10 protein-coding genes are annotated in these 11,590 nt (G+C 64.1%); 6 read left to right on the plus strand and 4 right to left on the minus strand.

All coding sequences use genetic code 11. From position 1 onward, the window contains the following. Positions 1–61 precede the first annotated feature (61 nt). On the minus strand, positions 62–1,765 hold the full coding sequence (locus RHPLAN_RS11560) for a PQQ-dependent dehydrogenase, methanol/ethanol family (RefSeq protein ID WP_157100228.1): 1,704 nt from the start codon (positions 1,763–1,765) through the stop codon (positions 62–64). A gap of 261 nt (positions 1,766–2,026) precedes the next feature. Here RHPLAN_RS11560 and RHPLAN_RS11565 point away from each other — a divergent pair, with 261 nt between their 5' ends. Next, positions 2,027–2,428, plus strand: a complete 402-nt coding sequence (locus RHPLAN_RS11565) for a YkvA family protein (RefSeq protein ID WP_068017601.1) — start codon at positions 2,027–2,029, stop codon at positions 2,426–2,428. Between the two features lie 42 nt (positions 2,429–2,470). Further along, entirely contained in the window at positions 2,471–4,189 is a 1,719-nt protein-coding gene (locus RHPLAN_RS11570) for a pyrroloquinoline quinone-dependent dehydrogenase (protein WP_068017604.1), read from the plus strand. Positions 4,190–4,210: 21 nt separating this feature from the next. Here the strand turns inward: RHPLAN_RS11570 and RHPLAN_RS11575 are convergent, their stop codons facing one another. Further along, positions 4,211–4,720 (minus strand): c-type cytochrome, encoded by a 510-nt coding sequence (locus tag RHPLAN_RS11575; RefSeq protein ID WP_068017607.1) that lies wholly within the window; start codon positions 4,718–4,720, stop codon positions 4,211–4,213. A gap of 28 nt (positions 4,721–4,748) precedes the next feature. Here RHPLAN_RS11575 and RHPLAN_RS11580 point away from each other — a divergent pair, with 28 nt between their 5' ends. Beyond that, positions 4,749–5,447, plus strand: a complete 699-nt coding sequence (locus RHPLAN_RS11580; RefSeq protein WP_157100229.1) for a hypothetical protein — start codon at positions 4,749–4,751, stop codon at positions 5,445–5,447. A 16-nt stretch (positions 5,448–5,463) separates the two neighbouring features. Here RHPLAN_RS11580 and RHPLAN_RS11585 read toward each other — a convergent pair whose 3' ends face one another. Then, positions 5,464–6,759 carry an aromatic ring-hydroxylating dioxygenase subunit alpha gene (locus RHPLAN_RS11585; protein WP_068017613.1) on the minus strand — a complete coding sequence of 432 codons (1,296 nt, stop codon included), beginning with the start codon at positions 6,757–6,759 and terminating at the stop codon, positions 5,464–5,466. A 200-nt stretch (positions 6,760–6,959) separates the two neighbouring features. On the opposite strand from RHPLAN_RS11585, the gene RHPLAN_RS11590 reads away from it, so the two are divergent. Next, positions 6,960–7,910: a Bug family tripartite tricarboxylate transporter substrate binding protein gene (locus RHPLAN_RS11590; RefSeq protein WP_068017616.1), complete on the plus strand. Its 951-nt coding sequence runs from the start codon at positions 6,960–6,962 to the stop codon at positions 7,908–7,910. Between the two features lie 220 nt (positions 7,911–8,130). Here the strand turns inward: RHPLAN_RS11590 and RHPLAN_RS11595 are convergent, their stop codons facing one another. Next, positions 8,131–9,831 (minus strand): outer membrane protein assembly factor BamB family protein, encoded by a 1,701-nt coding sequence (locus RHPLAN_RS11595; RefSeq protein ID WP_068017617.1) that lies wholly within the window; start codon positions 9,829–9,831, stop codon positions 8,131–8,133. Between the two features lie 182 nt (positions 9,832–10,013). Here RHPLAN_RS11595 and RHPLAN_RS11600 point away from each other — a divergent pair, with 182 nt between their 5' ends. Both RHPLAN_RS11600 and RHPLAN_RS11605 read left to right on the plus strand, forming a co-directional pair. Then, positions 10,014–10,778 (plus strand): hypothetical protein, encoded by a 765-nt coding sequence (locus RHPLAN_RS11600; protein WP_068017620.1) that lies wholly within the window; start codon positions 10,014–10,016, stop codon positions 10,776–10,778. Between the two features lie 10 nt (positions 10,779–10,788). Continuing rightward, the gene (locus tag RHPLAN_RS11605; RefSeq protein ID WP_210180575.1) at positions 10,789–11,559 is read left to right on the plus strand and encodes a pentapeptide repeat-containing protein; all 771 of its coding nucleotides are present in this window, start codon (positions 10,789–10,791) and stop codon (positions 11,557–11,559) included. Positions 11,560–11,590 lie beyond the last annotated feature (31 nt).

An 11,590-nucleotide genomic window follows, 5' to 3' on the forward strand; every position in this document is an offset into this window, starting at 1 on the left:
GTTTTTGGCCGTGACGAGCGTGATGCGGGGAGACCGCGGCTGCGATCTCCCCGCGGATCACTCACTTCTGGTCGTACAAGCCGAAGGTCCAGAGCGACGCGCCGGCCGGCACGTTCACCAGGTTCGGATCGCCCGCCTTCTGGGCATAGACGCCGCCGATGCCGCTGATGACGGTGATGTACTCCTTGCCGTCCTTCTCCCAGGCGATCGGCTGGCCGACGATGCCGGACGGGGTCTGGAAGCTCCAGAGCACCTTGCCCGTGTCGCCGTCCAGCGCCTGGAATTCACCGGTCATCACGCCTGTGAACACAAGGTTGCTCGCTGTGGTCATCACCGACGAGAAGTTCGGGCTCTTGTAAGGCGTCGCCCACTTGGCCTTGCCGGTCATGGGATCGATCGCCTTGAGGAAGCCGCGGACGTTCGGATCCTCGGTAACGGTGGTGCGCTTGACGGTGCCGGGGCCGGACGGCTTGCCGGGGACCAGCTTCGGCGGCTCGGGCGCCTCGTACGTCATGCCGACATGGATGGTGTTGACGTAGAGCAGCGAGGTCTTCGGGCTGAAGGACGCGTGCTGCCAGTTGGTGCCGCCGGACACCGACGGCCACACCGTGACGTTCTTGCCGGCGACCGCGTCGTGGTACACCTGATTGAACTTCGGCCGGCCGGTCTTCAGGTCGACGCCGTCAGCCCAGTTGACCTTCTCGAAGGCGTTGGCAGCGAGCAGTTTGCCGTCCTTGGCATCCAGCACATAGAGGAAGCCGTTGCGGTTCGCCTGCATCACGACCTTGCGCGGCTTGCCGTCGACCTTGACGGTGCCGATGATTGGCGTCTGCACCGCGTCGTAGTCGAACGGGTCGTTCGGCGAGGTCTGGTAATACCAGACCCGTTCGCCGGTCTTCGGGCGCACCGCAAAGATCGAATTGGTGAAGAGATTGTCGCCTTTGCGGGCGCGGGCGTTCCACGGCGACGGATTACCGATGCCCCAATAGACTAGGTCGAGCTCCGGATCGTAAGTGCCGGTGACCCAGCTCGAGCCGCCACCGGTCAGGGCGGAGTCGCCCTCCCAGGTGTCGTAGCCGGGCTCGCCTTTGGCCGGCACGGTATAGGTCCGCCACAGATGCTTGCCGGTCTCCGCGTCGTAGCCTTCGAGGAAGCCGCGATGGCTGTACTCGGCGCCGGCGACGCCGACGACCACCACGCCGTTGACGACCAGCGGCGCGCCGGTCATCGCATAGCCGTTCTTGATGTCGACCGGCTCGGGCGAGGCGGTGTTCCAGACCTCCTTGCCGGTCTTGGCATCGAGCGCGATGATGTGATTGTCCATCAGCGCGCGGATGATCTTGCCGTTGTAGATCGCGGCGCCGCGATTGACGATGCCGCAGCATACCACGCGCAGCGTCTCCGGCGGATATTCGTGCTCGACGCGCCACATCTGCTTGCCGGTCATCGCATCGACCGCCACGGTCGAATCGTGCGAGTTCACGTAGATCACACCGTCCTTGAGCAGCGGGAAGGTCTCCGAGCCGCGATTGTCGGTGACCGAGAAGGCCCACTTGGGCACCAGCGTCTTGACGTTGTTCTTGTTGATCTGGGTCAGCGGGCTGTAGCGGTTGCCCGAATAGCCCATCCCGTAAACCAGGACGTCGCCGGGCGTTTTTTCGTCGTTCTTGAGATCGTCAGCCGACTGCGCAATTGCGTTGCCAGTCACCGCCGCTGTCAGAGCCAACGCGCTCATCAGCGACGCCGCATGTCTCAGCGTCCTCATGTTCCCTCCCAATGGCCGCACACATTGCGTCGCCAAGTTTTGCCACTTCAGTTGAATTGGACCGTGTGGCATCGGTCCGTTCGCATTGCCATCGCGACGCGATTGTGACCCAATAATTCTGCTCATCTGGAGCGCCTGTAAAGTGGTTGGGCCGAATACTGCATCGCCAAAATCGCGGACCCGATATTCGGTTTCCGCCCACTCGAGGTTGGGCCGCTATCGCAGTGCAGCGATGGGCTTTCAGCCGATGCTGGAACGCCGATGATCGAACGGCTTAAAGTCTGGGCACGAAGCATCAAGCGCGACGTTCATGCGCTCTATCTGGCGAGCCGCGACCGGCGCGTACCGTGGTATGCCAAGGCGCTGGGCGCCGCCGTCGCGGCCTATGCGCTGTCGCCGATCGATCTCATCCCCGATTTCATTCCGGTGCTCGGCTATCTCGACGATCTGATCATCGTGCCGGCCGGGATTTTTCTCGTTGTCCGCCTGATTCCGCCGGAGATCATGGCGCAGCATCGGGCAGCCGCCGCCGCGGCCTCCGCACGGCCGGTGAGCCGCAAGGCGGCTGCGGTCATCATCGCGATCTGGCTCGCGTGCATGTTGCTCGGCGGATGGCTTGTCTATCGCTGGTTCGCACTGGATGGCACGCACAACCTGCGTTAGCCTCGCGATAACGCGACAATAAAAATTTTATGGGAGGAGTTGATGAAGTCCATCGCACGGGTTGGATTGGCTGGGCAGCTTCGCGCGAGCGTTGCGGCCGTTGTTCTGATGGGGACAGCGGCGTCGGGCGCTGGAGCGGCCGACGTGACTTTCGAGCGGCTGCTCAACCCCGAGCCGCAGAACTGGCTGATGAACCACCACGACTACTCGTCGCAACGCTATTCGGCGCTCAACACCATCAACCGCGAGAACGTCAAGAACCTGAAGCTCGCCTTTTCGGTCGCGCTCGGCGGCACTTCGGCGAACGAATATGTCGAGGCAACGCCGCTGGTCGATGACGGCTTCATGTACATCACCGATGTCTGGGGCGTGGTCTACAAGATCGACGTCCGTTCGGGCGAGAACGGCCGCATCGTCTGGAAGATGGATCCGGGACAGGAGAAGCCCGATCGCAACCGCGGCGTGGCGCTGTGGGGCAATCTCGTCATCTCGGTGACCGGCCTCGACGGCCGGGTGATCGCGACCGATCGCGAGACCGGCAAGATCGTCTGGGACAAGAAACTGCTCGACCAGCAGGGGCTGGAGATCACCGCGGCGCCGCTCGCCTTGAAGGACTCCATCATCATCGGCGCTTCGGGCGGCGACAACGGCACCCGCAACTGGCTCGCCTCGCTCGATGCCAAGACGGGCGAGCTGCAATGGAAGACCTTCATCGTCCCGGCGCCCGGGGAGCCCGGCAGCGAGACCTGGAAGGACAAGGTCAATGCCTGGCAGACCGGCGGCGGCGCGCTCTACGTCACCGGTTCCTACGATCCGGCAACCAACCTGACCTACTGGGGCACGGGCAATCCGTCGCCGCGCTACGACTCGGCCTACCGGCCGGGCGACAACCTGTTCACCGACTCGTCGGTCGCCTTCAACGCCCAGACCGGCAAGATGGTCTGGTACTTCCAGCACACCCAGAACGACAACCGCGACTATGATTCAGCGGGACCGCAGATCATCATCGACGGCAAGTTCAATGGCGAAGACCGCAAGCTCCTGGTTCACGCCAACCGCAACGGCTTCCACTACACGCTCGACCGCTACAACGGCCAATTCCTGAAGGCGGTGCCATATTCGGCCAAGATCACCTGGACCAAGGGCATCGATCCGAAGACCGGCCGGGCGGTCGACTACGATCCCAACAAGGACGTGCAGAGCTTCGCCATCGACTGGAAGGGCGGCACCGACGTGCTCAAGGGCGCCTGCCCGGATGTGCATGGCGGCACCAACTTCTGGCCGCCGGCCTTCAGCCAGAACTCGAAGCTCCTCTACATCGCCGGCAACGAGGGCTGCGCCAACATCACGCCGGACCCGACCGCCCACGTGAAGGGCAAGTTCGGCGGCGGCAACTACGTCAACGAGGAGCGCATCACGAGCTCGCTTGCGGTGGTCGATCCGGCGACCGGCGAGTTCAAGATGCGCAAGGCAATGCCCTATGCCAACCATTCGGGCGTGCTCGCAACCGCGGGCGGCATCGTCGTCACGGCGCTGCTCGACGGCACGATCGCGGCCTATGACGACCGCAATCTCGATGAACTGTGGAAGATCAATCTCGGCGTGGGTTACGTCGCGCCGCCGATGACCTATTCGGTGAACGGCAAGCAGTACATCGCGATCGCCTCGGGGATCGGCCCGGTGGCGCGCGCCAAGCTCGCGCGCTCGCCGGAAATGAAGACGCTGTCGAACGCGACGATGCTGTTCGTGTTCGGGCTTTGAGCGATGTCAGGCGGGCGTGCGCTACTGCGCGATCTCATCGCAGGAGCGCCCGCGCTCGCCGAACACCTCGTGGCATTCGGCGCGGGTCACCGGTCCGCGCCGAATGATTTTTGCGAGCAGGTAATCGGCCAGCGCCTCGATCTCGCGCTTCTGCAGCGTGGTGCTCGGCGGCAGCCCCGGCGTGCGGGAGCCAAGCTCGGCCTCGGTCATGCCGTAGCACCGGTTGTCGCTGTAGGCGCCCTCGTCGAAATGCGGCATTGGCGTGCCCGGCACGCCGCAGGAAATCACCTCGATCAGCGATTTCCGGTCGAGGCTGGAGTTGCGCAGGTTCGCCGCGCCACCGTTCGATTGCGGCTCGCCCGCGCCGTCGCCGGCCCAGCCGTGGCAATAGGAGCACTGCGCCTTGTCGAGAAACAGCCGCCGTCCGTAGGCAAAGTCATCGTCGGCGAGAAGGCGTGACGGAGCCATGCTGAGCGCGATGGCGAACAGGCTTGCGGTCGTCGCAAGCAGACCACTGACACGGGATTTCATGCGACCGACACTGCCGCGTTTTCAATTGATGCTCTTCGCCGCATGCGTAGCAGCCGTCGCGCTGATCGGCAACCGCGTCGCGGCGCAGGAGCGGCCGACACGAACCGAGATCTGGGACCTCACGCTCGGCACCGCGGCGACGGCTTTGCCCGATGCCTTCACCGACTACGCCTGCGGAACCAATGGCGGTCCGCCGTCAGCACCGCTGAAAGGCTTCAGCGATTTCAAGCGCTGTCGCCCCGAAGCCAGCGGCCTGCGCGAGGTGTACTTCCGCTACGACGACGAACTCGAATACTGGGCCAAGGCCAACGACCTGCCGATGGAGGTCGAGAAGTATTCCGGCACCAAGGCTTTCGGCTATCCGGTGGTGGCGTCGGCGCTGTTTGCCGAGAACGGCATTCTCACAGCGCTGCGCATCATCAGTGATCCGCGCGACACCTCGCGCTCCCGCGAGGATGCCTATTCGCTGCGGAACTTCCTGACCGCGCGCTTCGGCCGTGACGGCTGGGATTGCGTCGACGCGCAGCCAGAGGACGGCGAGGGGCCGGTGGGGCGAACCTTCATCAAGCAACGCTGCTTGAAGTCGGTCCCCAACGGTCCGCGGCTTGATCTCACCACGAATTACTTCCGCAAGCGCGGGCAGCGGCAGTTCGACGCCCGCACGGAGCGCGAAACCGAGGGTCAGTTCGAGAGCCTGGTGCGCTTCGAATGGAGCCTTGGTCGTTGATGAGCCGCGCCGACAGCTAACCCACGACCCGCAGCGGTTTGGGCGCGGGCCGGTGCGCCTCGTACAGGCTGCACACCTCGTCGGTGATCGGCGAATGCGCGGCGTGGATGCGCATCATCCAGCTCCGCATGCCTTCCGCGTTATGGTGCTTGTCGCCTTCGTTCGGCAGGTCGATGCAGGTGTTCTTCGCCGGATCGCGGAAGGTGAACATCGGATCGAGACCTTCCTCGACCTTCTTCATCTCCCGGCGCAACGCGCGGCGATAGAGCGCGATGCCGCTGTCGGACGCGCCAAGATTTTCAACCGTGCGGTCGGCGATCGCGCCTTGCGTGATCCAGGCCATGATGTCCTGGGCGTCGACGTTGTCCATCATGAACTCGCCGTTCTCGTCCTTGTACGGCACCTCGTAGGCATAGACCTTGTCGAGCAGATGCTGCGGCACTTTGGCGGCCTTCGGCGGCACGTAGGCCGTGTACCAGAGGTGCAAGGTGTGCGTGTCGTCCATCGGCACGCGGATTTGAAAAGCGTAGTAGCGGGAATCGACGCGCTCGTCGCCCGCGCCAACCGAAAGGATGTTGGGGAACACGATCGGATGGCCGACGCGCCAGTCGTCGCAATCTTCGGACTGGCCGGTCAGCAGACGGTGCTTGGTGATGCCGTATTCGAACTCACGGAAGCCGATCTTCTCGTGGTGTGCACTGACCGCGACCTTCTGGCCCTCGCCCTTCTGCTCCTTGACGAACTCCCAGGTGTGGCCATGCAGCCATTCGGTGTGCACCGGGTCGAGCGAGTTCTCCATGATCTGCAGCCAGTTGCATGGCACGACGCAGCGGCCGAACATGCGGATGGTGCCGTCGCGGACGAAGCCGTCGAGGCGCGGCAACAGCGGCTTGGTTTCGGCTGGCCCGAGATAGGCCCAGATCACGCCGCCCATTTCCTCGACCGCGTAGGCCGGTGTCTTCACCTTGTGACGGAACTGGCTTTTCTCCGGCTCGTTCGGCTGCGCCAGGCACTCGCCGCCGTGCCCGAACTCCCACCCATGATAGGGACAGCGGATGCCGTCCTTGGTCGGGATACCATGGGCGAGCGAGGCGCGGCGGTGCGGGCACTGCTCGGTGATGAGGCCGTAGCGGCCCTGGCGGTCCTTGAACAACACCAGGTCTTCGCCGAGCAGGCGGACCCGCATGTTCCACTTGTTGCCTTCGAGCTCCGAGCCGGCCGCGATCGGGTGCCAGTAGCGCCGCATCATGTTGCCGGCCGGTGTCCCGGGCCCGATCCGCGTGAGGAGTTCGTTTTGCTCGGCGGTCAGCATCGCTCGGTTTCCCTGTTCAGCCGGTCGCAGGCAGTCTAGCTTTGGTGCGCCGGAGTGACCAGGGACAGTCGCGGGGACCAGGAATGACGGTAAAGCTCGGCACATCCGGACTTGGGTGCGATTTTGGGTGCGATCTTGGGGACGGCCTTGGCAGGAGGGCCGCAAGTAATCTGCACCGAAGAGGATTCTTACGTTTGGCTGTGGGGGTTGCGTCGCTCTCGGGAGCGAATGGGCTCGCGCTCGCGCAGCAGGACTATCCATCGCGGCCGGTTCGCGTGATCGTGCCGTTTGCGCCTGGCGGGCAGACTGACGTGGTCGCCCGCCTGATCGCGCAGCGGCTGTCCGATAAGCTCGGCAAGCAGTTTTACGTGGAGAATGCAGCGGGCGCCGGCGGCAACATCGGCGTCGGCCGCGCGGCGCAGGCCGCGCCGGACGGCTACACCATTGTGTTCATCGACTCGATTGCATTCGCTGCCAATCCGAGCCTGTACGCCAAGGTGCCCTATGACCCGGTGGCGGACTTCGATGCGGTCGCGATCGGGGCGACCACGATGCAGGTGCTGGCTGTCAATCCCAGTGTGCCCGCCAGGACCGTGCAGGAGCTGGTCGCGCTGATCCGCGCCGAGCCCGGCAAGTATAGCTACAGCTCTGCGGGCGTCGGCACCGGCGCGCACCTGACCGGAGAGTTGTTCAAGTCGGTGCTCAAGCTCGACATGCTGCACGTGCCCTATGGCGGAGGCGGACCAGCGATCGCGGCGGCGATCGCCGGCCACACGCAGATTTCGTTCGGTTCGGCGGCCGCGACCATTTCGCAGCATCAGGAGGGTACGCTCGTCGCGCTCGCGGTCGGCGGCAAAGCTCGCTTGAAGGGGCTGCCGAATGTGCCGACTTTCCTTGAGGCGGGTTACGACGTCGTTTGCGAGGCGATGGTCGGCCTGCTCGCGCCGGCCAAGACCCCGAAAGACATCATCGCGCTGCTCAACAAGGAGGTCGCTGCCGTCGTCGCCATGCCGGAGGTGCGGGACCGCCTGGCGACGCTTGGCTTCGAGGTGTCGAGCCCGTCCCCGGAGGAGTTCGGTGCGGTTCTCAAAGCCGAGCTGCCGAAGTGGGCAGACGTCATCCGCACCGCGGGCATCAAGACGGCGCAGTGAGTTGGTGGTGCTTTAGAGCATTTTGCGACTGGTTCGCGTCACGCGCCACAACGGCGGTGTCATCGCCGGGCTTGTCCCGGCGATCCATGAGCGGGCGCGGTTTAAAGCAGTCCTCCGTACGACTTCCGCTGTCGAAGCTGGGTCATGGACCCGCGGGTCAAGCCCGCGGGTGACAGAGTGCCTGTTGCGCGGACGTGCTTCAATTGAGGTGGAAAGTGGCCTAAAGCCCGAACACGAAAATCATCGTCGCGTTCGACTGGTTCTTCGCCTCGGGCGCCTTGGTCAATTTATTCTTGGCGTTGCGGAACAGACCTGAAGCGATCGCGACATACTGCTTGCCGTCGACCGCGTAGGTCATCGGTGGTGCGTTGAAGCCGGTGCCGACGTTGATCTTCCACAACTCCTCCATCGTCGTGTCGTCGAGCGCCACGATGGTTCCATCGAGGAGTGCCGTCATGACGATGCCGCCACCCGTCGCGAGCACGCCGGCAAAGTTCGGGTAGGGGAAGTCGACACGCTTCTTGGCTTCGCCTGCGACCGGATCGAACATCACGATGCCGCTCGAGATGCGGCCCGGATTGACATAGGTGCCGCCGTCGAATTTTCCCTTCACATGGCGCGTGTAGTCCGGCGTGATGTCGGCGCAGCCTTCCAGCTCGGGGATGTAGACGAACTTGGTCTTCGGGCTGTAGGCCGCCGGCCAGTAATTGGTGCCGCCGGCATTGTCCGGACAGACGTTCCGCGTCGCCTTGTCGTCGTTGACGTTCGCAGGCTCAGCGTAGATCTGCACGTCGCGGTTCGGATCGTAGTCGATCGGCTTGCCGGTCTTGGGATCGATGCCCTTGGTCCAGGTGATCTTGCCGACATGCTGGCCGGCTTTCAGGAACTGGCCGTTGAGACGGTCGAACGAGTAATTGTAGCCGTTGCGGCCGGCATGCGAGACGATCTTGCGATCCTCGCCGTTGACCTTGGCGTCGATCAGGATGTGCGTGCCGGTCTCGTCGTAGTCGCGATTGTCGTTCGGCGTGTACTGGAAGTGCCAGTTGAACTTGCCGGTCGTGGCATCGATCGCGAGAAGACTGTTGGTGTAGAGATTGTCGCCAGGCCGATAAAACGAATCGTAGCCTGGCACCGGATTGCCCGAGCCCCAATAGGTCGTGTTGGTGGCGGGATCGTAGGAGCCGGTGACGTAGAACGCGCCGCCGCCGGTCTGCCAGGCGTTGTTCTTGTCCTTCCAGGTCTCGCTGCCGGGCTCGCCCGGCGCCGGCACCGAGAAGCGTTTCCATTTGACGTCGCCGGTCTTGGGATCGAGCGAGGCGATCCAGTCGCGCACGCCGCGGTCGCCGCCCGACGCGCCGATGATGATCGAATCCTTCAGCGCCAGCGGCGCGGCGGTCAGCTCGACATCCGGCTGGTCGCGCAGGTTCTTGTCCCAGACGATCTTGCCGGTTTCCTTGTCGGTCGCGATGACGCGGCCGTCATAGGACGTCACCGAGATCACCAGATTGCCCCACAGCGCGACGCCGCGATTGCGGTCGAGCCGCTCCTGGCCCGGGTCCATCTTCCAGACGATGCGGCCCGCGGTGCCGGAGCGCACGTCGATCTTGTAGACCGCGCCCCAATGGTCGGAGATGTACATGAAGCCGTCGTCCACCAGCGGCGTCGCTTCGAGCGCCTCGTTGCCCGCGCTGCCGCCGATCGCGACCGCGAACAGAAGCTTCATGTTCTTGACGTTGGTCTTGTTGATGGTATCGAGCGGCGAATAGCGCTGCGCGGCGTAGTCGCGGTGGTTCATCAGCCAGTTCTGCGGCTCGGGATTGAGCAGGCGCTCGTAGGTGACGTCGGCAGCCTGCGCCGCGCCCGCCAAGGCCGTGCAGCACAAAAGCCCAATCACATGCGCGGAAACGCGAACCTTCACCATCCCAGCCTCCCTGATGCGGCTCATGAGTCCGGCCGCTGCGCGCAAGGTTATTCTGGTGGGCAGCAATGTCGAGTGGGCATCGCGCAAAGCCGCGATGCCCCTAGCCACAGGTCATTGAGTTTGACGATAATGCGCCGAACAGGCAGCCCGATCAGAGGCTGCGGCATGGGGAGAGTTCGGTCATGATTTCGAATCGTTTGTTATTGGGTGCAGCCATTGCGGTGGTATGCCTTGCAGGCTCCGCGAGCGCGCAGACCTTGGTCGATCAGGCCGCCGAATTCCGGATGCAGATCGACTTCGGCGTGCCCGATGCGGCGCTGCGTAAATTCCTGCCGGCCGGCTGGGAGCCGGCGGTCGCGACGCAGGGACCTGCGAAAGACTGCAACATCCGCGTGATCTTCATCGATCGCGCCGACATCACCAACGGCGAGGGCGCGCCGACCGGCAGCAACCGGATGGTCTATCTCGCGGCGCCGGTGAAGCAGACCGGCACCAACAACGCCGGGCAGATGATCATCGCCGGGCTCACCGCCGACGCCAAGGAAGTGCCCGGGCCGTTCGGCAATTACGAGCAGGCGACCAGCCACAGCATGGCGCGTTCGCTGAAAGACGACGGCAAGATCACGACCGGGGAGGAGACCTGGTCGTTCGCGGCGGCATCGGGCGAGCGGCTCGATATCCACATCAAGTACGAGCGCGGCCCGGCCCGCAAAGGCAGCCAGGAGGTGAAGTTCTTCTCGCCGAGCAATCCGAGTTCGTACCAGATCTTCAAGGTCGACAGCGGCATCGACATCATGCGCAACGCCACGGTGCCGATCAAAGACCGGGTCACGGAGTTCACCTACAAGATTTCCGGCGGGCGGCTTTCGGCGATGTTCGACGGCACCGAGAAGGTGCTGAGCCTCGACTCGTTCCATTGGTACAATCGCGCGGTTTATCAGCCGTAGCGCTGTGATGATGGTCCGAGGTCTCATTTCGGGAGTTGTCGGACTGCTGCTGGCCGCAGCGCAGGTGCCAGCCGGCTTGGCTGGTGAGCGCGAGCAGGATTTCCTGAACGGCAAATCCAAGGCCTGTCCCGATTGCGCGCTCGAGCGGGCGCCGCTCAAGCGTCGCGATCTCAGCGGGGGCGACCTTGCCGGTGCGCATTTGAAGCTTGCTGTGCTGCACCGGGCGAGGCTTGCGGGGGCGAGCTTCGCCGGGGCCGAACTCGTGAACGCCAATCTCAACAAGAGCGATCTGAAGCGGGCTTCGCTCACGGGTGCGAAGCTTTCCGGCGCAATGCTTTACGAGGCCGATCTGAGCGCGGCCGATCTCACCGGTGCAGACTTGTCCGATGTGAAGCTGCACAAGGCGCGCCTGGTCGGTACCAGGCTCGACCGCGCCAATCTCAACCATGCGATCCTGACCGGCGCGCGGCTCGATGACGCTTCGCTTGCCGGTGCCGATCTTCGCGGCGCCAATCTCATCGGGGGGCTTCTGCGCGGCACGAACCTCAACGGCGCAAATCTTTCCGAGGCCGGCTTGATCGACGCCGTGCTGCGCGACGCCAGGCTTCGCGGCGCCAATCTCATCGGAGCCGACCTCTACGGCGCAGACTTCACCGGCGCTGACCTCTCGGGCGCGGACCTTTCCGACGCCCGCCTGTCCGGCGCCACGTTGACCAACGCCAATCTGGAAGGAGCCAGGCTTTCGGGCGCGCTGATGCCCGACGGTACGACGCATGAATGAAGCATGACCGGCCGAGGGGCCGGGCATGTCC

This window comes from Rhodoplanes sp. Z2-YC6860, assembly GCF_001579845.1.
In the GTDB taxonomy this organism is placed as follows: domain Bacteria; phylum Pseudomonadota; class Alphaproteobacteria; order Rhizobiales; family Xanthobacteraceae; genus Z2-YC6860.